Annotated in this window: 15 protein-coding genes and 2 pseudogenes; 7 read left to right on the top strand and 10 right to left on the bottom strand. The window is 47.1% G+C overall.

The window, feature by feature from the left end; translation table 11 throughout:
- Position 1 precedes the first annotated feature (1 nt).
- Positions 2-2212, bottom strand: a complete 2211-nt coding sequence (locus QUB16_RS04815) for a PAS domain S-box protein (protein WP_333314407.1) — start codon at positions 2210-2212, stop codon at positions 2-4.
- A 638-nt stretch (positions 2213-2850) separates the two neighbouring features.
- Between QUB16_RS04815 and QUB16_RS04810 the strand changes: the two genes are divergently transcribed.
- Positions 2851-4119, top strand: a complete 1269-nt coding sequence (locus QUB16_RS04810) for a transposase (RefSeq protein ID WP_333314406.1) — start codon at positions 2851-2853, stop codon at positions 4117-4119.
- Between the two features lie 72 nt (positions 4120-4191).
- Here the strand turns inward: QUB16_RS04810 and QUB16_RS04805 are convergent, their stop codons facing one another.
- The 3 genes from QUB16_RS04805 to QUB16_RS04795 all read right to left on the bottom strand — a co-directional run bounded on the left by QUB16_RS04805 (position 4192) and on the right by QUB16_RS04795 (position 7059).
- Positions 4192-5400, bottom strand: a complete 1209-nt coding sequence (locus QUB16_RS04805; RefSeq protein ID WP_333314404.1) for an AAA family ATPase — start codon at positions 5398-5400, stop codon at positions 4192-4194.
- A 71-nt stretch (positions 5401-5471) separates the two neighbouring features.
- The gene (locus tag QUB16_RS04800) at positions 5472-6017 is read right to left on the bottom strand and encodes an RNA 2'-phosphotransferase (RefSeq protein ID WP_333314403.1); all 546 of its coding nucleotides are present in this window, start codon (positions 6015-6017) and stop codon (positions 5472-5474) included.
- A 322-nt stretch (positions 6018-6339) separates the two neighbouring features.
- Positions 6340-7059 carry a class I SAM-dependent methyltransferase gene (locus QUB16_RS04795; RefSeq protein WP_333314401.1) on the bottom strand — a complete coding sequence of 240 codons (720 nt, stop codon included), beginning with the start codon at positions 7057-7059 and terminating at the stop codon, positions 6340-6342.
- Positions 7060-7575: 516 nt separating this feature from the next.
- Here QUB16_RS04795 and QUB16_RS04790 point away from each other — a divergent pair.
- From QUB16_RS04790 to QUB16_RS33485, 5 genes and pseudogenes are all read left to right on the top strand, one after another.
- A complete protein-coding gene (locus QUB16_RS04790; protein ID WP_333314399.1) occupies positions 7576-10446 on the top strand; it encodes a diguanylate cyclase in 2871 nt (956 codons plus the stop codon).
- A gap of 27 nt (positions 10447-10473) precedes the next feature.
- Positions 10474-11055 carry a Uma2 family endonuclease gene (locus QUB16_RS04785; RefSeq protein ID WP_333314397.1) on the top strand — a complete coding sequence of 194 codons (582 nt, stop codon included), beginning with the start codon at positions 10474-10476 and terminating at the stop codon, positions 11053-11055.
- Positions 11056-11242: 187 nt separating this feature from the next.
- Complete coding sequence (locus QUB16_RS04780; protein WP_333314395.1) at positions 11243-11536, top strand: hypothetical protein; 294 nt, start codon at positions 11243-11245, stop codon at positions 11534-11536.
- A 189-nt stretch (positions 11537-11725) separates the two neighbouring features.
- Positions 11726-12583 (top strand): annotated as a pseudogene (locus tag QUB16_RS33490) (leucine-rich repeat domain-containing protein); the annotation flags it as partial.
- Positions 12584-13066: 483 nt separating this feature from the next.
- Positions 13067-13681 (top strand): annotated as a pseudogene (locus tag QUB16_RS33485) (DUF6745 domain-containing protein); the annotation flags it as partial.
- 52 nt (positions 13682-13733) lie between these two features.
- Here the strand turns inward: QUB16_RS33485 and QUB16_RS04770 are convergent.
- The 6 genes from QUB16_RS04770 to QUB16_RS04745 form a co-directional block, all read right to left on the bottom strand.
- Complete coding sequence (locus QUB16_RS04770; protein WP_333314392.1) at positions 13734-13970, bottom strand: hypothetical protein; 237 nt, start codon at positions 13968-13970, stop codon at positions 13734-13736.
- Between the two features lie 310 nt (positions 13971-14280).
- On the bottom strand, positions 14281-15126 hold the full coding sequence (locus tag QUB16_RS04765; protein WP_333314391.1) for a nitrate ABC transporter ATP-binding protein: 846 nt from the start codon (positions 15124-15126) through the stop codon (positions 14281-14283).
- A 143-nt stretch (positions 15127-15269) separates the two neighbouring features.
- Entirely contained in the window at positions 15270-17270 is a 2001-nt protein-coding gene (locus QUB16_RS04760; protein WP_333314390.1) for a nitrate ABC transporter ATP-binding protein, read from the bottom strand.
- 197 nt (positions 17271-17467) lie between these two features.
- Positions 17468-18313 carry a nitrate ABC transporter permease gene (gene ntrB, locus QUB16_RS04755; RefSeq protein WP_333314389.1) on the bottom strand — a complete coding sequence of 282 codons (846 nt, stop codon included), beginning with the start codon at positions 18311-18313 and terminating at the stop codon, positions 17468-17470.
- 80 nt (positions 18314-18393) lie between these two features.
- Entirely contained in the window at positions 18394-19794 is a 1401-nt protein-coding gene (locus QUB16_RS04750) for a CmpA/NrtA family ABC transporter substrate-binding protein (protein ID WP_333314387.1), read from the bottom strand.
- Positions 19795-20735: 941 nt separating this feature from the next.
- The gene (locus QUB16_RS04745) at positions 20736-23501 is read right to left on the bottom strand and encodes an HAD-IC family P-type ATPase (protein ID WP_333314386.1); all 2766 of its coding nucleotides are present in this window, start codon (positions 23499-23501) and stop codon (positions 20736-20738) included.
- A 597-nt stretch (positions 23502-24098) separates the two neighbouring features.
- On the opposite strand from QUB16_RS04745, the gene QUB16_RS04740 reads away from it, so the two are divergent.
- Positions 24099-24303, top strand: a 205-nt coding sequence (locus tag QUB16_RS04740; RefSeq protein WP_333314384.1) for a hypothetical protein, incomplete at its 3' end; no start/stop codon positions are given.

The raw sequence follows: 24303 nt of genomic DNA, 5'->3' as shown, positions 1-24303 counted from the left end.
ATTAATCGTTGCCGATCGCAATTTTAATGATCAACTCAGTTCCCTCTCCCGGACGCGAAACACAGTGCAACTTACCGCCGTGCTTTTCTACTACTAAATGCTGGGAGATTGCTAGACCCAAACCTGTGCTCGTGTCCTGACATTTAGTGGTAAACAAAGGGTCAAAGATGCAGTCGAGGACTTCTTCAGTCATGCCAGGGCCGTTGTCACTAATGGCGATCGCAACTTCGTTTTCCCCTACCACGGAGGTCCGAATCCGAATTTCGGGATTGAATATTTCAGAGCTCGACCGGGCTGAAGACAAGCAAGACTGATTTTGAATTTTACCATAATTTTCGGCATTTCTCCCCCCTTCTTCCAAAGCGTCGATCGCATTTGTCAACAAGTGCATGAACACTTGGTTTAAGTGCCCCGGATAGCAGTGAACTCGCGGCAAATCCCCGTACTCTTTAACTAGAGAAATCCCCGGCCGTCCCCCTTTGGCTTGCAGGCGATTTTGCAAGATCAGCAAAGTGCTGTCCAAACCTTCGTGGATATCTGCAGGCTTCATTTGGGCTTCGTCGGTACGCGAGAACAAGCGGAGCGATCGCACGACATCGCGAATCCTTTCGGAACCGACTTTCATTGAATTTAGCAGTTTGGGCAAGTCTTTTTTGATGAAGTCTAAGTCTAATTCTTCAATCAAATCTTGAATTTCCGGCACGGGATGGGGATAATACTTTTGGTAAAGGTCGATCGTTCGCAGCAGTTCTTGAATGTAGCCCGTGGCGTGGCTGACATTGCCGGAAATAAAACTAACTGGATTGTTAATTTCGTGCGCTATTCCTGCTACCAACTGCCCCAGAGATGACATTTTTTCTGTTTGAATCAGTTGAGTTTGAGTTTGCTGCAAAATCAACAGCGTCTGCTCTAATTTAGCCGCTTGTTGTCGCAGGCGTTCTTCTGATTCTTGCAAAGCTAAAAGAGACTGTTTGCTGTCTGTAATATCCAATCCCACAAATACCGCCGCCGTATTGTTATGGTATTTTTGAGCCACTATTAGATAAGTTTTATTTTCTCCTCTGATGCTCGCTGTTACTTCTTGAGATGTCTTCTTTTTATGGTTGGCAAAGAAATCGTATACTAAATCGTTAAATGTGGGACTTGTATCTAAAAAACCTACTTTTTGACCGATAAATAGTTCGGACGGCATTTTATAAGCGCTAGCTAAATGTCGGTTTACTCCCAAGTAGCGCAAATCGGAACTTACCCAAGAAACTAATCCGGGCACGGCGTCTAAAACGGCTTGAAGTTGCTCTTTTGCCTGTACGAGCGCTGATTCTGCTGCGAGGCGAGCGGAAATGTCGCGGGCGATCGCGCAGCGGTATTCGCAGCCGCCGTATACTAAATAATTGACTTTAACTTCGACGGAAAAACTGGCGCCCTCTTTGGTTTTGTAACTGGTTTCAAAAGTGAGGTTGGTTTGCTGCTTGAGTTGAGCCCAGTGTTCTCGCCAATCCGATGCTGGCAACTGCGAATCGATGTCGCTAACCCTCATGTTTAGCAGTTCCGATTCCGAGTAGCCGAAAAGATGGCAAGCGGCTTTGTTCGCGTAGCAAATTTGACCGTCGGAGGTACTAAAAAAGATTGTATCAGCAGCATTTTCGAGGGCAATTTGAGTTAGTTGTGGTATTGTTTCTAACTGCTTGCTTTTGACCTCGGACTGAAATTTATTATAGCAATTTGTTTGACCGGGAGCCTCACCTATCTTAGATGCAAACAAAATCAAACCGCCGATCGCACCTTCGCTATTTGTCCAAGGCTGAAATACCCATCTTACCGACTCGCTGACAGAGCCGCTTGCGCTTTTTCCTGATACAGATGCGATCGATCGCCCTGCCACAAACTCGCTGTATTCCAAAACTCCCGTCAAACAAGCTTGGGCATTTTGCTCCCAATATTCCGGGAGATTCGGGAACAGTTCCCAATGGGATCGACCGATCGCCTCGCCGTCGCCCAACCCCCAATCTGTTTCCCAGCGACGAGAAACCGACAGATAGCGCATTTCACAATCTACCATTGCCACGGCCTCGGCGGAGCGCTCCACAAACCGCCGAAATCGCTCTTTACTCTCGGACACGGCTGCCTCTGCGGGTTGTTGGGCGATCGGGAAAGTCCCGTCAACGTACCTTCCCAGTCCCTGACTTTTTTGCTGAACTGGCTTAGTTTGCACGGTTTGGGATTTCCTCCATAGCTGTCAAGTTTGAAAAATTCTGTTTGAGACCAAAAATGCTGTTTTCCCCTGATTTGCTCTCTCGGACGATACCCTTAGAGGGTGTCACCCATCATTGATATCATTTTTGATGGGGATATGTCTATAGGCATTAGTGTCAGTTTAAGACCAAAGCTAGTGCCCGGTTGCTGTTTGACGATTAGGCATAGATCGTGCAACCGCCCCCCGAATAATAGTCGGAGGGGACTGGAGTGCTCTGTTGTGTCCCCCGACTATTCCGGGGCGCAAGAGGGCAGCGAGACTAGGCAAAAAACGAGAGAGAAAAATGGTTTTAGGCGATTGTTGACACCAATGGTCTATAGGTACTCAAGAAAGTTTCCCCCAAACTTTGATATTTAGAGGATTTCCTGATGATTGTTCGGTATTTTAGACAAGTTCCCAAAAGAATGCAACTGTAGGCCCGTGATCCAAACCTGGAGCTTCATCCGTCATTTCCAATTCTTTAATTGGAGATCCTACATCGAACATGGTATTGTCAAACTTCATTGAGTTTATAAGCAATTATAGACAATAATGGTATTATATTGTTAACCCTGGTCAAGTAAGGAATACACGTAGTCTAAAAGTAGAAGTCTCAAATGCAACTGACAGAGAGGCATATAATTAAATCAACGGAACCCCGTTTCGCTCAGATTGACGAACTAGCCTTTAAATCCAAAAACCTCTACAATGCCGCCACTTACGTCATTCGCCAGAACTTTATTTATGGATGGGGTTATGTCAATTACAACGAAATGAATCGATTGATGAAGTCTCATGAAGCCTACAAGGCTTTACCTGCTAAAGTAAGCCAGCAAATCTTGATGGTGCTAGACAAGAATTGGAAATCGTTTTTTGAAGCAACTAAAGCTTACAAGGCTGATTCTTCAAAGTTCACTGGTCGCCCGAAATTGCCAAAGTATAAAGACAAAACCAAAGGGCGAAACCTTCTCGTCTACACCATTCAAGCAATTAGCAGCCAACAGTTGAAGAAAGGAATTGTTAAACTTTCGGGTACTGAACTTTTAATTAAAACCAAAGTCGATCCCGACCAGGTTTGCCAAGTTAGGTTGGTTCCGAAATGCGATTCCTATGTAATTGAGGTAATTTACAATGAAGGGGAGTCCACAGTCAACAACGCTAATTCTGTAGCTAGCATTGATTTGGGACTGGATAATTTAGTAGCGCTAACTTCAAATCAGCCGGGATTTATCCCTTTGTTGATTAATGGGCGACCATTGAAATCCATCAACCAGTTTTACAACAAGCGCTCTTCACGATTGCAGTCCCTGCTAAAAGGAAATCGCAAAACTTCACTCCGGATTCAGCGTTTAACTCGCTGTCGAAATCAAAAAATCGATAATTACTTGCATCATGCCAGTCGTGCGATTGTTGACCATTTGGTAGTGAAACAGGTTGGAACGCTAGCGATCGGCAAAAATGCACAGTGGAAAACTGAGATCAACCTGGGAAAACAAACCAATCAAAATTTTGTAGGTATTCCTCACTTTCGACTAATTGAGATGTTAGAGTACAAAGCTCGACTGGTGGGAATCACAGTGATTGTGCAGGAAGAATCCTATACGTCCAAAAGCAGTTTTTTGGGTTTAGACCCAATTCCTGTTTACGGGAAAACAGAAAAAGAGCCTGTATTTACTGGGAAACGGATCAAACGAGGTTTATACAAAACATCAACTGGTCAGTTAATTAATTCTGATGTGAATGCTTCTTACAATATTCTTAGAAAAGCAATCCCAAATGCGTTCAGCGATGGGATAGAGAGCTGCGTAGTTCAGCCAAGGCGGGTTAATCCGCTCAAAGTAAAAGCGAAAGGGGAGGGACTCGAAGCCTCTCATGTCTATAAATGACTATACTTTTACCAGCTATGAGATCGTGTAGCCAGTGCGATCGCCCGATCGCTTGAGAATGCAAGAGAGCGCTCAAACAAATTTGTGCGTAAATTCACTGGTAAAATCCACTCTCCCTTTCCGTAACATTGCAGGATCTAATCTTTCAGTGGTGTTGCAAGTCATCAAAACTACGAGTTTTTGCTGAAATTGAATGCCGTGTTCGTCGATGACGCTTTGATACAAAGTTCCATCCAGCAAACTCAAAATGTGTTCAGTTTTGTTAGTGCGTTGTGCTTCTGCGGTCGATCGATCTTGAGCCAAATTATCAGCCTCATTGATAATAATACAAATCCGCTCCAAATAACTCGGTGGCACAAAATTTTCCACAGCATCGTGGTCTAAGATAAAAATCACATAACCCAGCGGCACTAAAATTTCCTTTGCTACCGCTTGCGTCCAAGCAGTTTTGCCCGTCCCCGGTTCGCCACTAACCAAAACAGCCAACTGATTTTGATCCAAAATTGCCTGCTGAACTGTATCGGTAAAACTTTGAACCTCCGCAGAAAACGTGCGAATTGGGAACTGGCTGTGAACCTGTCCGACGCGACTTTTATACCCGCCCAGAATCACCGCTAAATTATAAGTTGCCTTGCTAACTAGCGGCGCAATATCTTGGCAAATTAGAGTGTAGCAGCGTCTTCCCCTGTCGTAGCTGTCAATTTGCAGCCAGCAGCCGAATCGGGCCCAAGAAGCATAAACAGTACCCAAAACTTCCAAGCGTTCCCAGCTAACAAATCGCTCCGAGGGATAAGAAAAATGTCGCTCCATAAAAGACTGGGTAATCGCATCCGGTTTCCCTAGCAAATCCAGAACTTTGAAAACAGTAATCTCTTGGAGTTTGTTGAGAACGTAGTCGATGGGAATGCTAGCGCGGCTGACCAATTGCACCACAGGCGTTTCGGTAGCTAAAATGTCTTTGTAGCGGTAATCCGGGTAAACTGGCTGCGGAGTAATGTAATCCCAAAATTCATCAATTTCGTAGCGAGTATTTTCCGAGAAGACATTTAAAATATTGGCCCACCAAGTATATTGGTGTCGTCCCATTGCGTCGGCAATGTCGCTAGCTGCCCCTAAAGTTTTTTGAGCGAGTTCTTGGGGGTCGCTAGACGCTAAATGTACCAGGTGTCCCCAATCAAATTGACGGTAAAAAGGTCGCCAACCAGAGCCTAGCAGACCTCTATTTTGAGAATTGTTTTGATGAAAATTGTTTTCGCGATCGCCCATATCTTCCGCACTCATTTTGCAAAACTCCTACTTACCCTTATTTTACAGTTTTTGTGGTACACCTTATACAAAAAAAGTGAAATTTATCAACTTATTTTGAGATAAGCGGGCGGCACAAAATCTACTAACCAAACTTTGTTTTCCGAGCAGTAAAATGTATGACAATCGCGTTGCATGGCTGCGGCATCTACAGTCAAGACTGCCGGGATGCCATGTCTTGCACCTACTTGGCGCGCCGTCTGGATATTCACCGACAAATGAACGTGATGCCGCGACATTTTCCTAATTCCTTGACTGAGAATAGACTCGACGGCTGTGCTACCTGTTCCGTGATATAAAATATCTGGGGGAACAGCGGGTTCTAACTGCAAGTCAACCTCTACGCTGTGTCCTTGGTTGGCACGAATTAGAGTGCCGGTGGAGTCAAAGGAAAAGCGCTGCTTGTCGTTTTGCGCGACTACTTTTTTGAGTTCTGCAAGCTGAACTGGAAAGTTATTTTTTTGGCACGCATCGAGGATTTCGCTAACAGGAACCCAGCCACCGGGAGCGAGTTCAATGCCGATGCGCGAGGGCGCGTGACGCAGGTGTTTGCTGAGATATCGGCTGATTTTTACTAATCGAGAATGGTTCATAATTTTACTTGATTTATTCAGCTTTTAAATCACCTTTTACAAAATTTCACTAGCGGGTTATCTCGTTGATTGGATGCGGGTTTGTTGAATCTGTTTGCACTGCCAGAGGGCGCTTGAGTGAACGCGCCTCTACAGGTTGGCAGAAAATGATTCCCGGACGTAAAAAATGGTCTTGCGCGCGAATTATAGCGGTAAAGTCCGCCCTTAACTACCTACACAATTAGGTTCGGCGTCCGCGAATAAAAAAGTGTTGAATCGGCGATTTTTCACGACCTTTATATTTTGAGAAGCATCAAAAACTCTGCATTCTGCCGAATGCCTTCTACCTTGGGATAACTCCGCCAAAAATAGCAAAATTTAGATAGCGCCAGTGACATCCGGCGTCTGCAAAACCAGCTTCTGCAAGCCACTTTGTCTGCTCTTCTACAGAGGAGGGAATATCTTCTTCTCGATATTTTTGAAACCAGGCTGCATCGTCTTCTCCGTTAGCTTTCATGTACTGCCGCCATAACTGTTCGTATTGCTCAGTCAGCCGGGGAGTAGCACCTGTCACAATATCTCGAATTAGCAAGATTCCCCCGGGATTCATCGAGTGGAAAAGTTTGTGAAATAGCTGTTGTTTGCCTGCGCTGTCGAGGTGGTGGATTGCTAACCCTGAAACTACCAAATCGTAACCGCTGCCGAAATCATCTTCGGCAAAGTTTCCTTGCTGCAAGGTCAGCCGTTCTCGGAAAGCGGACAAGTTAGTTTGGCAAGTTTTCAGCATATTTTGGGCGATGTCAAAGGCTAGGACTTTTGCTTGAGGAAATGCTTGCAGAATCACAGCCGACAGTATGCCAGTTCCCGCACCTAAATCCAGAACTTTTATGTTACCATTAGTTTCAGAAGGGATTAACTGCAATATTACATCGTGTTGCTCGCCATAGCGCGGAATGAGGCGGGGAATTAAACCGTCATAATCAAAGGCTCTTTGTTCAAATTGCTCGCGTACAGCGTCTAAATTCACAGATAAATTCACAGATAAATTCACAGATAAATTCACAGACGATTTTCCTCAAATTGTTAATAGTTGAGTGCGTCAAGGCCGTTGGCCGATTCTCTTCTCTGAAGGCATATTACATTTTATAATACAAAAAATATACAGACCTGTCAAGATGTTGAAGAAAATAATTTAAAAGAAGTTACGGACGATCGCCAGACAGGGACTTTGTGCATCCAAACCAGTCCGTGATTTGGGAACTGTCTAGCCCTGCAGATATATCTCCTTCAGTGTAGATGAGGCAGAATGCCACAGACCCGAAAGCCGGCCGAAGACGAGACTTTGTGCCAGATACTAGGAGTAATTGTGAGAAAAAAGTTGACGGTTATGATATCCGTTTCAAACAACAATGCAACTGTCGGTGTGTGCTCTACACCATAAATTTCTCAGTGATTCCCCCTAGTAAAATATAAAAGATAACAAGATAAAAAGGAATGAGCCTGCAGCCGACGATCGGCTAGATATGAAAAATCAGTCCTCAGATTGACAAACTTTAGCCAACTATAAACAACAATTGAGGTGACTCCCGAGTGGATGTGGTGCCTGCCAAATTTTCAGGAAGATGAAGAGATACAAAATATTACACCCGCCGGTGCGGGAAAGAAAATTGTGATAATGAATCAGGATGCGAGTAGATTAGGTGTCAGCCGTCAGGGGAAAATAGAAGCAATGGAAATCCAACAACGGAGTAAGGATAAGCCCGATCGCCCGCAACAAAACGCGTCCGATCGGCTCGGTCAATTTTCTACCACAAAAGAACTAGATTCGTCGCTACAAGAATGTTTAGATTTTAAAAGAGCGATCGACCGATCGACACTGGCGCTGAGGACTGACGCGCGAGGAATTATTAACTATGTCAGCGAACGAGTTTGCTCCATATCCAACTATTCCCACGCCGAACTAATCGGCAGCCACTTCGGCATCCTCCATTCGGAATATAAATCTTCGGAAATCATCAAAAATCTGCTATTAACTGTTGCCAAAGGTAAAAGTTGGCAAGGAGACATTCAGAATAAAGCCAAGAATGGAAGTGATTATTGGGTGTACGCAGCAGTAGTTCCACTGTTGGACTGCAAGGGAAAACCCTGTCAGTATTTGGCGATCGGATTCGACATCACCGATCGCAAAGCCGTTGAAGCAGCCCAAGCTGAAGCCAACCGGGCAAAAGACGAATTTCTGGCGATCGCCTCCCACGAACTGCGATCGCCCCTGAGCGCGATTTTGGGATGGGCGCAGCTAGCTCGATCGCGCAATTTAAACGAAGCCACCACCAGCCGCGCTTTGGAAATCATCGAGCGCAACGCCAAATTACAAAACCGACAAATAGACAATCTCCTCGACCTCTCGCGGTTGCTGCGAGGGAAAGTGTGCCTGAACATCGGCCCAGTTCACCTCCCGTCGATCGTAGAATCTGCGATCGACACCCTCAGTCCCGCCGCCGATGCCAAAAACCTCCGCGTAGAAAAACATTTCGACCCCGCCGTCAGCTACGTTTTGGCAGATGCAGAACGCTTGCAGCAAATAGTCTGGAACCTCCTTGCAAACGCCATCAAATTCACCCCAGAATCCACACCATACCCAGTTCAAGTGCGGATCGAGCCTACTGAGTCGGGCGTCTTGATTCGGGTCAGCGACAGCGGTTGCGGCATCGACCCCAAATTTCTGCCGCACATCTTTGACTACTTCCGCCCTGCAGACAGCTTCCAGAACAAGGAACAAAATCGGCTTGGGCTCGGGCTCTCAATTGTGCGGCAGTTAGTGGAACTGCACGGGGGAAATGTTTGGGCTTCGAGTCCCGGCCTCGGTCAGGGGGCGACCTTTGGGGTGCTGCTACCGAGCGCCAACAAAAATGCACCCGACGATCGCACTGCTGCGATCGCCCAAAGGGAAAGCAGACCAGGATCGGTTTCCAAACCCCTAGCGGGAAAGCAAGTCCTGGTGGTCGAAAGCAGCGCCGAGATCCGCCAATTTCTCAAAACAGGCCTCGAAGCATTTGGAGCCAAGGTAACAGCGGTGGGTAGCGCCTGCGAAGCGATGGCCGAGTTGCAACAGTCGCGGCCCGACGTGTTGGTGAGCGATATGGCGGTGTCGGGAGCCGACGGCTGCGATTTAATCCGCCGCATCAGAGCAATGGAAATGTCCGAGCACAGGGAACTGCTACCGGCCGTGGCGCTGACGGGAGGCATTGAGGAAGAAGATTCGGCCGAAGCGCTGGAGGCCGGGTTTCAGAGGCATTTGTCGAAGCCGGTGGAAGCGAATCAGTTGGTGATCGCGATCGCCCAATTGGCTGGACTGAGTGGATTCGGATCGGGAGAGTGGGGTTCGGGAAATGTCCGGACGACCACACCCCAGACCCCGCTGCCGGAACCTAACAGTTTTGACGACAAAAATCATCTGGAAGAATTAACAAGTGACAGCCGAGAATTACCGCTGTTGCTGGTAGTAGAAGACAACAATTTTCTGCTGGCTTACCTCCAAACTTTATTAACTCCGTACTATCGAGTCGCCGTGGCGAGTGACGGGGTTGAAGGTTTAGAAAAAGCCAAAAGTTTGCAGCCAAATTTGATTGTGAGTGACCAAATTATGCCCAGACAAAACGGGCTGGATTTGCTCAAGGAGATTCGGAACACGCCAGAATTGAAATCTACTCCGGTAATCTTTTTGACAGCCCGATCGGGGATGGAATCTCGGATCGAAAGTTTGGATGCGGGTGCTGACGATTATATTTCAAAGCCTTTTGACGATAGGGAATTGCTCGCGAGGGTGAGAAATTTGTTGCGATCGCACTCAGCCGAACAGCAGTTGGCGGAACTCAACCGTCAGTTGCTGCAGCAGAAACAGCAGTTAGAAACAGTGAATCGAGCCTTGCATTATTTGGCAAATTACGACAGTTTGACTGAGGTAAGAAACCGCCACTCTTTTAATGAATACCTCGATACGGAATGGCGGCGTTTGGCGAGGGAAGAAGCACCGCTGTCTTTAATTATGTGCGACATTGATTATTTCAAACTTTACAACGACACTTACGGTCACCAAGCGGGGGATGAATGTTTGCGGAAAGTGGCGGCGGTGATCCAGCATTCGGTAAAGCGAGCTGCTGATTTAGTAGCGCGTTACGGTGGAGAAGAATTTGTAGTAGTTTTGCCGAATACGGATATTGAAGGTGCCACTTCCGTAGCTGAAATGATCGCACAACAGGTGCGGGGTTTGCATATAGCTCACGCTAAGTCTGCTGTCAGCGAATATGTGACGCTGAGTTTGGGTGTAGCTTGCTGCATTCCGGGGGCGAAGTCGCAGCCGGGAGAGCTAATTGCGATGGCCGATGAGTCGCTTTATCGGGCGAAAGAAGCAGGGCGCGATCGGGTTTCAGTAGCCACATTTTTAGGATAAAATATATTAGTTAAAGGAGGTCATGCTATGACAGTAACATTAGACAAACCAAAAGACCAACGGTTAATTCACTCCGGGATTGATTGGCAACAATTCAAACTAATCGAACAGGGATTCTCTGACTCCCCCGGAATTAGACTGTTTTATTTCAAAGGTGAGGTAGAAATTTTGGCAGTTTCGCAAGAACATGAAGTCTTCAGCGGTGTCATCGCCCTGTTGCTGGGTACGTATTTTGTCGAAAAAGAAATCGAGTTTACTCCCACAGGAAGCTTTACCCAAGAACAAGAAGGAAAAGCATCCGCACAAGCAGACCAATCTTACTTGATTAACAGAAGATCGGGAGATATTGCAGACCTCTCGATCGAAGTTGTATTTACTAGCGGTAACGAGAGTAAATTGAATCGCTACCAAGCCTTGGGAGTCCCGGAAGTTTGGTTTTGGGAAGATGGATTGTTTGGTTTGTATCATTTGCGATCGCACGGCTATGAAAAAATTGCCCAAAGCGAAATATTGCCAGATTTAGATATTAACTTGTTATCTCGCTGTCTGCTGATGGCTTCTAGGGTTGAAGCAGTTAAAGAATTTCGGCGCGGCATTTCTGGAGATTAGAGGAAAAGAGTGATTTGCTGGTAAATTAAGATCCAAACTTTTACTACTTGGAATCGATCGCACTTCAAACCTATACAAAAATTATTAAACCAGGCTCTTGACCTTTTTGTAGTATGTTCGTATTATAAAATTGACAGTCAGAGCGATCGACCTGTCAACACCACCACACAAAATTAACAAAAAAACTATGCAACCGATTAGACAAGGCGACGTAATTCTCACTCCCACAGAGCAAATTAAAGGACAAAAACAGCCTCACCTCACACTCGCCGAAGGTGAAGTTACTGGACATTCTCACCAGATTATTGACGGACAAGCTGAACTGTACGAAAAAGACGGCACTCTGTACTTGCGAGTGCTTTCGCCCACAGCTTTATTGAGTCATGAAGAACACCATGCGATCGCAATTCCCGAAGGTAATTGGATGGTGCGAATTCAGCGGGAATATGAGCCCCAAGGCTGGCGGTATGTCGCAGACTAAGGTTAACAGGACTTACGGGGGGCGCAGAAACCGGGTTTTTACGAAATACTTCGTTGCAGCCCCCAAATTCGGTCAAAAACCCGGTTTCTTTCATCGGAGTGGGCAAGTTCTGTGAATTTTATTGTAGGGTAGGCCGAATAACCCGCTTGTGAAAGCCTTAATTTTACCAAACTAAAATCGAAATTTACTATGTCAGAACAACAAGTAAAACAACCAATTAATCTCAGTAGCTTTGCTGACTGGTGCAAGCACAAAGATAGTCTTTCAAAAGAAGCAAGGCATACAGTTAATATGCTATTACAAAAGGCTGGCACTTCTGACGGTAATGAAGCCGAGAAAATACTTTCAAATTTTACTGAACTGGATTTCAATCACGATCGAACTATCGACATCAATCCGCTGTCGGGACTCATCAACCTGATCAAACTGTCTCTTAGCGGTAATCAAATTACCGATATAACTCCGCTGTCGGGACTCACCAACCTGAGAGAACTTTATCTCAGGGACAATCAAATTACAGATATAACTCCGCTGTCTGGACTCACTAATCTGACAAAACTTAATCTTGGCTACAATCAGATTACCGATATAACTCCGCTGTCGAGACTCACTAACCTGATGGAACTTAATCTTAACGATAATCAAATTACCGATATAACTCCACTGTCGGGACTCACTAACCTTACAGAACTTGATTTTAGCGGTAATCAAATTACCGATATAACTCCGCTGTCAGCACTCATCAACCTGACAAAACTGAATCTCTCCAACAATCAAATTACCGAGATAACTCCGCTGTCAGCACTCATCAACCTGACAAACCTGAGTCTCGCTAGAAATCAAATTACCGATATAACTCCGCTATCGAGACTCATTAACCTGACAGGAATCTTGCTCATCCACAATCAAATCACTGATATAACTCCGCTGTCGGCACTCACCAACCTGACCTACTTGCATCTGTGGGACAATCAAATTACCGATATAACTCCGTTGTCGGGACTTACTAACCTGACACGACTAATTATCCAGAATAATCCAATCACTGACTTAAATCTGCCCATCGAACTTACTCAGAACTACCTGACACTCTCCACGAAGCCAATTGACGATCAAAAAGCTACAGAAGCAGTGAGAGAAATTTATGCAGCTATCGGTAAAGAAGCACCAAAAGTTATTGTTTGTAGCAGTCCGCAGGCGGCTTTTCTCGAACTTTTTAAACTCCTAGAAATTGACGGTAGATCGCGAGATCAAATATCGGAAATAGCGGTCACAAATTTAGTATGGGGAAAGTTTTTATCCCACAATTGTTTTCAATGGGCGAACGTAGAATTTTCGGGTTCGATGTTGTGGAAGGCTCTGTCGGATGCAATAATATTAGAGCGGAATGCCGATTACACTCTGGTGTCAGAATTTCAGGAATTGTTAAAAAATGACTTAGAATCGTTGGGAGATGATTTCCGCTCATACTTTGAGGATCTAGAACTACTAAGTCTTACTAATCTGCTAGAAGAAATTCATTTAACTAAATTTTTCATATCGAAATTTGGTATTACTCTCGATGAGAAAGCACAAGAATTACTTCGCTGCAAGCAACAGTTGTTCGAGGAATGCGGGTTGATCTTGCCGTTTGACAAAATTTGCATAATTTGCGATCGACCTTTACACCTCCGCTTTGACAGCGAAAATCGGTTACACGCTGAAGGGGAAAGTGCGATCGCATTTGCGGACGGCTACAGTTTATACTTTCACCACGGCGTTAAATTACCCGAAGAATACGGAAAAGTACACCCCGATTTGTGGCAAGCAGAATGGCTTCTATCGGAAGAAAATGCCGAACTGCGTCGAGTGTTAATTGAGAGAATTGGTTACGATCGCATAATTCAAGAATTAGCGGTGACAGAATTAGATAGTTGGCAGGAATACACTTTATTAAGCATCGAGTTTGACGAGGATTTTGATGACGAGGGTAATCCACAGCCAGTTTATTTGTTAAAAATGACTTGTCCGAGCACGGGATTCATTCATGCGTTGCGAGTGCCGCCTGATGTGCGATCCTCTTCGAGGGCTTCGCTAACGGCTAAAGAAGCAATTCGCTGGGTAAATTGGGATATTGACCCAGAGGAGTTTTCCGTGCAAACCTGAGTGATACAAATTTAAAAAAGTATTGCTACAATCATCACTCTTATACCAATGGTTAAAAGTCGCAAATCCCCGCGCCGGACTTAGGATCGGCCGTTTCCCTACCCGATCGTCTGTACTTCACTCCACTGAAAACCGCTATATTGAAAACAGCCTTAATCCATGAAACACCGATAAACGTTCCTGCAGTGTGCCAGTTCCAAGGGTGGAATGCACCAACCACCGATCGCCCACAAACGGTTAATAACATCAAGAAGAAGCCCACCCTCGATCGAAGGTGGGCTCTATTCATGCCAGCTTACCGACAGCTAGGCAATCGGGTCTCTTCGCTGGTAGACGTAAAATATCGGAAAAAGATCCGAACGTCCGAAAAAACTTCTCGTCCACCATTAAGCTTCAGTTTACCCAACCGGATCGGGAAAATTGCGCCCGCAGCGATGTTCCCCTGACATCGGGGAACACTGGGGCTTAAACTTTTCAATAGACTTCTGCAAAAAAGCTCGTCTTGGGCCGGCAGGATGCCTAATCCCTACTCCGCACAAGAATTAAACTTGTTCGAGAAGTCTCATAATTCTCCTCTTGAACTTTGATTTCCCAACTGATTAGGCATCGTGATCGTGTGCAAAGCGACGGAACAGGAAATCTAGGGCGTAGTTCCGCAAATTGTAGTATTCCGGATCTTCCATCATTTGAACCCGATCGCGCGGACGCGGGAAAGGAATCTCCAAAACTTCACCGATTGTCGCCGACGGGCCGTTAGTCATCATCACCAGTCGATCGGCCAAAAACAGCGCTTCATCAATGTCGTGAGTAATCATCAACACCGTACAGCGGTGATCGTTCCAGATTTTCAGCAACTCTTCTTGCAATTCCTCCTTAGTAATTGCGTCCAGAGCACCAAAAGGTTCGTCTAAAATCAGCACTTTCGGGCGAATTGCCAAGGCGCGGGCGATCGAAACCCGCTGCTTCATCCCCCCCGAAATTTGCGGCGGTCTTTTCTGGGCAGCTTCAGTCAATCCCACCATCGCCAAATGCTCATTGACGATCGCATTTTTTTCGACCTTCGACTTCTCAGGAAATACAGCATTAACCGCAAGGTAAACATTTTCAAACACCGTCCGCCAAGGCAGCAAAGCGTAACCCTGAAACACCACCATGCGATCGGGGCCCGGCTTCTCAATTTTTTGCCCGCTAATTCTGACGCTGCCTTGAGTCGGATGGCTAAAACCCGACACCATATTCAACAGCGTTGACTTGCCACAACCCGAGTGTCCGATCAGCGTAATAAACTCTCCCTCAGCTACAGTCAAGTTAACGTTTTCTAAAGCTCTGTAACCATTTGGGTATGATTTGTGAACATTTTCCATCACCAAAAAAGGCTTCCGGCGATCCTTTACTTTCTTGTCTTGCTTTTTGGTTTGAGTTTGGTTCGTAGTGGTGTTGAGCATGATTTTGGAACTTGTTAGTGGGTTATAGGTGAAAGAAGTTCGGCCACAGATTCTGTAACGGATTTAACGGATGGCTTCCGAAGTTAGCAACGAGCAACTAAACAGTTAGCAATTACCCTGTTTGCATCCTACTGAAAACCACTTTAAGCAACTCTACGGTCGGAATCAAGTACAACTTCCGCCATCGTGAAATCGCGTTTAATCGCCAGACTGTTGAGATAGCCGATCGGATCGTCAGCATTAAACACCGAGCCGTCAAACAAGCTGAGAGAACCGCGAGTGTAAGTAATATCAGCCATCCCCAGCTCTCGCGCCGCCGTGCTGAAGGCACCGACTCGCACCACCCGTTCCAGAATTTCCACCCAGTTGCGCGGGAACACAGTATCGCCCCAGCGCGCCATCTGCACCATGTGCCAGAGTTGTTCGGTGCGGCTTGGGCGATTCACCCCCTCTCCCGAAAACAAGTGGTGGGCGTATTCCCGCATCGGAGTATCGAGGTTGCAAGCAGAAGATTTGGCGTCGCCGAGTTGGATGTAACTCTTATCAGTAGCGACGTACTCCCTTCCCGCGACGATTTCCGAAACCTCGGCGGCGCGACTTGGATCGGCGCAATAGTTGCAAGCTTCGAGCAAAGCTTTGACTAGAGCAATGTGAGTGTTGGGATAAGCATTTGCCCAGTCTTCCCGCACCCCCAAAATTTTTCCCGGATGCCCCGGCCACAGTTCCAAATCTGTAGCCACCGTAAAGCCGACTCCTTCCATCGATGCCCGCAAGTTCCAAGGTTCGCCGACGCAGAAACCGTCAATAGTGCCGCCCTGCAAGTCAACGATCATTTGAGCCGGTGGGATATTTTTCAGCAACACATCGCGATCCGGGTCAATGCCGCCGGAAGCCAGCCAGTAACGCAGCAACAGGTTGTGCATCGAAGAAGGGTGAACGATGCCCATACGGTGCGTTTGGGCCGGCGTTCTATGCAGCATTTCTTTAAAGTCTGCCAGAGTGTAGATCCCTTGGTCGTAAAAGCGCCTCGCGAGGGTAATTCCGTTGCCATTGCGGCTCATGGTGAGGGCTGTAACCGTCGGAATCGGCTGCTCTTGGTGGCCCCCCAAGCTCAACCACATCGCCATCCCAGAGGGCATTTGGGCTGCGTCTAAGTAACCTGCGGCGATGCCGTCTACGATGCCGCGCCAGCTTGTTTCCCGCACGAGGTGGACTTCATCCAGGCCGTGCTTGGCAAAAAAGCCTTTTTCTTTGGCGACAGCGAGGGGAGCACAGGCTGCCAGCGGAATAAAGCCGAGTTCGAGGTTGACTTTTTCCAGCCCGTGGCGGGCGATCGCGGGTACTTTCCGCGCCCGCAGTTTTTTGACGCGCTTCTGCTGGTTGAGGAAGTAAATCATTTCGCTACGTAGAGCGTAGTAGCTGGGGTGTGAGACTACTTCCATCCGCTTGCGGGGGCGGGGGATGTCTACTTCGAGAATCCCGCCTATCTTCGATTCTGGGCCGTTGGTGAGCATGACGATGCGATCGCTCAGCAACACCGCCTCATCCACGTCGTGAGTTACCATCAGGGCGCTGATTTCGTACTCTTGGCAAATTTCCATCAACTTTTCTTGCAAGTTGCCACGAGTCAAAGCGTCCAAAGCGCCGAAGGGTTCGTCTAACAGTAACAGTTTGGGGCGCAGGGCGAGGGCGCGGGCGATCGCCACGCGCTGTTTTTGTCCCCCTGATAGCAGTGCAGGTTGTTTTTCGGCGTGGGGAGTTAAGCCCACCATGTCGATGTGTTTTTGAATGATTTCGAGGCGTTCGGCTTTGGGTAAGCCGCTCATTACCGAGTCTACGGCTAGGGTAATGTTTTCTCTGACCGTCCGCCAAGGTAGCAGGGAATAGTTTTGGAATACTACCATGCGATCGGGGCCTGGTTGGGTGATTCTTTGTCCTTCAATTGTCACCAATCCTTCTGTCGGCAAATCCAAACCTGCCACCATATTTAGCAGCGTAGATTTGCCGCAGCCTGAGTGTCCGATTAAGGAGATAAATTCGCCTTTTTCAATTTCCAGATCGATGCCTTTGAGAGCAACGTATGTGCCGCCGTCTGATAAATTAAATACTTTTTCCAGTTGTTCTATTTCAATCAAAATAGACATGATTTTTTTGCCTTTTTTGTAGGTTTGTTATTTCGCTAGCTGCTAGTTTTTATAGATTAGCAGCTAGCTTTAACTGTCGCTTGTTGGAGATTTCGTAACCCTGTGTAGATTGCAGTTTCCTGAAATATAAATATCGAGTTTTGAACTCAAATCTTTAAACTCAAAACTCAAAATTATTTAGCGAGTTACTTGCACAACTATTTTCCTTGAGGTGGAGCAATTTTTTGCTGCAACCAAGCCATCATGCGATCGAGCAGCAAACCAACAGCCCCGATGTAGACTACAGCTAACAAAATTTCGCTGATGTAGTTTTGCTGGTAAGCGTTCCAAATAAAGAAGCCGATACCTGTAATCCCGGACATCACAATTTCCGCAGCGATAATTGCCAGCCAAGCCAAACCGATCGCAATTCTCAATCCTGTGAAGATGTAAGGAAGTGCCGACGGAAACAAGATATTGAGGTAATACTCTTTCCGAGTAAGTTGCAGCACTTTCGCAACGTTGTTATAGTCGTCTGGAATTTGGCGCACACCTTCAGCCGTGTTGATCAAAATCGGCCAAACTGAAGTGATAAAAATCACGAACAAAGCAGCAGGTTCGTTTTGTTGCAGTGCAGCCAGGGCAATGGGCACCCAAGCCAAAGGGGCCACCATCCGCAAAAACTGAAAAAGCGGATCTAAAGCCTTATTTAGAAAAGGATTTGTACCTACCACAACCCCCATGCCAATTCCCACAGCAGCGGCGAGAGTATAGCCTTTTGCCACCCGTTCCAAACTAGCTAAAGTCTGCCAAAACAAGCCGACTCCGTAAGTTTTGGAGTTCATAAAAGGATACATCAACAGAATCCGCGTCCGTTCGTCAGTCCAAACGCTTGTCGGCCCCGGCAATTTAATAATTCCAGAACTTGACAGGAATTGCCAAACAAACAGAAATCCAATTAGCCCCAAGATTGGCGGCAATATATTCGGGGAATTCTTCTTCCAAAAGTCGCCCAGCGCCGCTTGCGGAGCGACTCTACCTCTCCGACTTGTACTTACAGCCATCCTGCTTATCTCCTCTGTTTCTGCGGTGTTTTCTTTCGAGACTAAATTTTTGAGGCTAAATTATGGGAAGCTTTTACCCATCACACTTTTTTAATCGCCAAACTGCTCAGATAAGCTTCTGGCTGATCCGGGTTGAATTCTTTGCCATCAAAGAACTTCTCAATACCGCGAGACGTACTTTTCGGAATATCAGCATCAGCAACTCCGGCTAATTTAGCTGCGTTCTTCCAGATATCGGCGCGGTTGACTTTACCGATGAGTGTCTTTTTGTCGGCCAAGGTTTTTGTTGGCAAGAAACCCCAGCGAACGCTTTCGGTAATGAACCACAAATCATGACTGGCGTAGGGATAAGAAACGTTGCCGACACTATCTTTCCAGTACAGCGGGCTCCTCTGGAAGTCGTTGATGTCGGGTTTGCCGTCGCCCATGACGTACTTGCCTTCATAGGGAGGAGTCAAAACAGCCGGAGATACGTCAAAGAAGTTTTTGCCCGAAACAATGGCAACTAATTCGGCGCGATTTTCTGGCTTGTCGCACCACTGTTGCGCTTCGATGATTGCTGCTATCACGGCTTCTGTGGCTTTGGGATGCTTGTCTACCCAGTCGCCGCGAATGGCTAAATATTCCTCTGGATGTGCTTTCCAGATTTCGGAAGTTAGCGCTGACATGAAGCCGATGTTTTCTTTGACGATCCGCAAAGGCCAGGGGTCGCCGGTGCTGAAAGCGTCCATACTTCCGGTTTTCATGTTGGCCACGGTTTGGGCAGCCGGTACTGTCAGCAAGCTGACATCTGTGTCGGGATCGATGCCGTTAGCTGCAAGCCAGTAGCGAATCCACAAGTCTTGGTTGGCCTTGGGGAAGGTGTAGGCTGCTTTGAAGGGAGTGCCTGCTTTCGCTAGGCCTTTGATGTAGTCTTGGGCTGCTTGGTCTAGTTTGAGTCCGAGCCCTTTGCCTTGGTGTTTGCCCGCGATCGCAATTCCATTTCCGTGAGTGTTCAACTGGGCCAGAACATACATCGGGATTGGGGTGCTGTTTTTGGTGATCAGGCCTTGACTAATTTGATAAGGCATCGGCATTTGCCACTGGCCGCCGTCAATGCCGCCCCCGGCAGATCCTATTTCTACGTTATCTCTGGCCGAACCCCAGTTGGCTTGTTTGGCGACTGTTACCTCAGTCATGCCGTATTTGGCAAAAAAGCCTTTTTCTTGGGCAATGATTAAAGGTGCTGCTTCGACGATCGGGATGTATCCCAATGAGATTTTAGTGCTTTCAATTCCTTCTACTCTTTTCTCGTTGGCAACAGCAACTGCTGATGTTGCCACCGGCACTGCCCCGCCACCAGCAGCGGCCTCACCGCCAGCAGTTGCACCCGGTTCGGGAGGATTTCCCAAACACCCTTTGAGCAGTATTGAACTGACTGCAGATGCACCGGCTGTAACGATAAATTTACGCCGAGAAAATTGCTCTGAAAATTTTGTCATAGTCTAGCCTCGCTGCAATTCATAATCTTCTGTAACGACATCACTGAAGTTTATCAAGGCGCTTTTTTTCTGTTCGCTAATGGAATTTAGCGAACTGTTTTGAGCGATCCTTGGCAGGAGGGAGCAAAAGATTTATCGCTAGCATAATTCTTTAAACTATCCCTGCTGATTTGACTTTTTTGATTATCGATATTTCGAGCGGCCGAGTTGTGTGAACTCACTTTTTGCGAGCCGCACGTTTTCTTGGCTTGATAATTAACTCTACCTTACTATTGCACAAATTATAAAACAATTATTAAATTCATTTGATAAGTAAATCTTTTGGGCTCGCCCTATCGATAACGAACCGTTGGGAAGGGCGATCTGGTTGGCTTATCCAAACTGGTTCAAACCAAGACTTGCTGGGTAACGGTTGTAGCGAATGCCGATCGGGCAGCCTGCAAATTTATTGTCAATAAGTTGCCAACATCGCAGCCACTGCACATTTACTTTGTTAATATATGTCTATTTTTTAAAAGCTAATTGTAGTGTATTATACAGAAATAATTAACTTTTTACGATTTGGGTGTTTTCCAAGGGTTAACTGGTTTTCATGGGTGGACTAAAATTCAATACGCTTGGGTTAAAACTGCTTATTCCGGGCGTGATCCCCTCGCATACCCCCTACTCCCCCTGGTTGTTGGGGGACGAAAGAGTAAGTTCTTGTCCCCCCGCAACGATGGGGGGGCGCCAGGGAGATCGGGCTCGGGCCCAAGCGTATTGGCCTAAAATTGGCGCTTAATCCTAAGTGATTTACCGGAGATGATATGACGTGGGCTTTTAGGTTCGATTTTGTGTAAAACAGAGAAACCCGGTTTCTTCCAGAAACCCGGTTTCTCAACACCCGAAATTACTAATCGGTGGCAGTACCTCCAAGTTCGATCGCACTTTTGGGCAGCAGCTTAGTTGGGCGGATCGAACCGGTTGACGGAGAGAGCAACACCGATCATCGGCAGGGCTACGCCGAAGCAAATCAACCACTGATCCAGATTCATCGGAGCCGTCTCAAATATGCTATTGACAAACGGAGAATTAGCAAAGATGATCTGCAAAATCACCGCCAGGACAATTCCCACACCGAGGGCGGGAGCACCGCTAACTTCTTCCTTAGAACCGCTAAATTTAGCAATCAAAGAAGGCAACAACTGGCTGAGACTCAACAGGTAAAAAATTCTCCCCATTACCAAAGCTTGAATCGCCATCGTGCGGGCCAGTTCCAAGGTTCCCCAAGGAGCTTGGCGCACCCATTCAAACATTCCGAAAATCAGAGTCCAGTTGTAAAGAGAAATAGCGATGATCCGCTTGATCCGATTTCCGGTGAGGAAAGGTTCGTTTACCGGTCGGGGCTGCTGTTTCATCACTCCCGCTGACTTGGGCTCGAAAGCCAGGGGCACAGTCATGGTGATCGAGTTGAGCATATTCAGCCAGAGAATTTGTAGCGACAAAATCGGCAATTCTCGACCGAGGAGGGTGCTGAGCAAAATTGTCATCGATTCTCCGCCGTTGACTGGGAGAATGAAGCTGATTGCTTTGAGCAGATTTTTGTAAACCGATCGCCCTTCTTCTACAGCAGATTCGATCGACGCAAAGTTATCATCGGTAAGAATCATGTCGGCGGCTTCCTTAGAAACCTCAGTACCGCTGCCCATCGCAATACCGATATCCGCTTGTTTGAGCGCCGGCGCGTCGTTAACGCCGTCTCCCGTCATCGCCACGATTTCGCCTTGATTTTGCAAAGCTTCTACGAGGCGGAGTTTTTGTTCTGGGGCGACGCGGGCAAAAACTGAGCCGGCTTCTACGGCTTCGCCGAGTTCCTGCTTGCTCATTGCGGCGAGTTGAGCGCCCGTGTAGGCTACAAGTTCCCTGTGGTGCTTGGTTTTGCGGAATCCCATGCGGCGGGCGATCGCCTTGGCTGTAGCGATGTGGTCGCCGGTAATCATTTTGACTTGGATGCCGGCGGTTTGACAAGCTTGGACGGCTGCGATCGCTTCTGCCCGCGGCGGGTCAATCATACCTTGCAGTCCCAAGAAAACCAGCCCTGACTCCAAATCCGAGTGATCGACGGAATTTTGGCTTTGGGGTACTGGCTTTTTCGCTAAAGCCAAGACGCGCAAGCCTTGCTTTGCCATTTCATCCACTTGGTGGTGGATTTGTTCGCGATCGACTTCTACCGGATTTCCTTGGGTATCGAGACTGGAACCGCAGCGGCCGATAATTGATTCTACGGAACCTTTGACGTACAAAATTTTGCTACTGGGAGTTCGGTGCAGCGTCGCCATGTATTGAAACTGAGATTCAAAGGGAATTGAATCCAGCCGCTGCATTGACTTGGACAAAATTTGCTGGCTCAAATCAGCTTTTTTGCCTGCAGCAATTAACGCTCCTTCTGTCGGATCTCCGACGACAATCCAATTATCGTCTTTAAATTCCAAGTGAGAGTCGTTGCAAAGGAGTCCAGCTTGCAAACATTCTTGCAAAGTTGGAGTTTGGCTGACAGTAATTGGCAGTTGGTTGAGTTGAATTTCACCTTCGGGGCTGTATCCCGTACCCGTAACCGAGTAGGATTCGCCGCCAGAATAGATTTCTTGCACCGTCATTTGGTTTTCCGTCAAAGTTCCGGTTTTGTCGGAACAGATGACTGTAGCGCCGCCGAGGGTTTCCACTGCGGGCAATTTGCGGACGATCGCGTGGCGATTTGCCATCCGGGAAACGCCTACGGCTAGGGTGACGGTAATGACGGCGGGTAAGCCTTCGGGAATTGCACCGACAATCAGGGCGACAGCGGGTTCGACTGCTTCTTTAAAGGCTGAAACTCCCTCTGGGACAGGTCTGCCCAATCTGACTGCGAAGGTCAAGGTTGCCATTCCCAACACGAATAACAGCCAGTTTTGACTGAATTGGTTGAATTTGCGGGTTAAGGGGGTGGTGAGGTCGATGTGGCGATCTAATAGTTGGGAGATTTTGCCGGTTTCGGTTTTATTGGCGATCGCAATTACGATGCCGCTAGCTTGGCCAAAAGTGACAAAACTGCCGGCATAGGCCATGTTATCCCGTTCTGCTAGTGGCGTTTCTTGTGGCAGAACCAAGTCTCCCGATTGTCCTAATTCTTTTTCGACAGCAACAGATTCCCCGGTGAGTCCCGATTCGTCGATTTGCAAGTCGCGGACTTTCACTAAGCGCAAGTCTGCCGGTACTTTGTCGCCGGAAGTCAGGGTTACTAAGTCCCCGACTACGAGTTCTTTGGAGGGAATTCTTAATTTTTTGCCGCCCCGAATGACTGTGGCTTCGGTAGTGACAGCTTGGGCTAGGGCTTCAATTTTTTTCTCGGCTCCAGCTTCTTGGATGAAACTAATAGTAGCGTTGGTGGTGGTTACGCCCCAAATTACGCTAGCGTTTAGCCATTCTCCGATCACTGCTTTGATTAAACCTGCACTCAGCAAGATGATCAGGAGGGGTTGGTTAAATTGCAGGAGAAATTTTAACCAGGCTGGTTTCCCTGCTTTAACGGTTAGTTCGTTGGGCCCGAATTTCTGTTGGCGATGGTTGGCTTCTGTCGGTTCTAAACCGCTTTCCAGGTTGGTTTCTAAGATTGTTGCAACCTTGGATACTTCTAGGTAGTGCCAATATTGCTCTGCTACGTCTACATCGTTGGCGGCTCTTGATGGCATGATTCTTGCTGAATATTTGGGGTGTGTGACGAGCTTTGAGCGCTCCTTAATAGGCGCGCTCAATACAACTCATCGCTCGTTGGAGCGTGAATATATTGAGCGACTTAATTGTTGGTTGATTACTTTAACGGGCTGTGACTTACATCTATATTACAACGGATGTGACCGTTTGTGGCAAAAAATTTGGGGGATTTTGTCCGGCGCTAAATCTTGTTTGGGACTTGGTGGCTAAGATGGGGAAAAGTCGATCGAATCCCTTGACATTTTGCAAATTTTAGGTGTGGTTGAAGAAAGGCACGGCACGGAAGTCACGGATACACGGATTCATTATTGAGCAGGAGTCAGGAGTTATCGATCGCAAAGCGTGTTAAAACTGATATCTTGCACCATTGTCAAGAACGGGCAAGATGCCCGTTCCACAAAGAATGAGTCTTCTTGTGGAACAGGCCGGAAAGCCTGTTCCTAAAAAGCTTATTGAGAATGGTGCAACATATGAGTTAAAACCGAGTTAAGCGATCGTATTCTGAACTTATGGAAATAGTAGTGACGCTGGTGCTGGGTTTGGTGCTGTTGGTCTAGGAAATGCGGTTCGGGCGGGTGTTAGTTCGATCTGGAGTTACTGCGAAGGATTTGTTTAAGGGCAGAAATTCGATCGCCCTGGCTTTCGGGATGCACTCGCGTGCGATCGTTTTGACCGAAAGCAGCCAGGATACAAGCCGCCGGATTCAGGGAGCATCTCAGTTTTGTAAAAAGCATTTTTTTTATTGTAGTGCGAGCGTCCCCGCTCGCGTATTGTACAATA

Origin of the sequence: Microcoleus sp. D3_18a_C4 (genome assembly GCF_036702415.1) — a bacterium.
Lineage (GTDB): Bacteria > Cyanobacteriota > Cyanobacteriia > Cyanobacteriales > Microcoleaceae > Microcoleus.
Note: the sequence above shows the minus strand (reverse complement) of the source record. Positions and strands in the feature narration are given on the sequence as shown.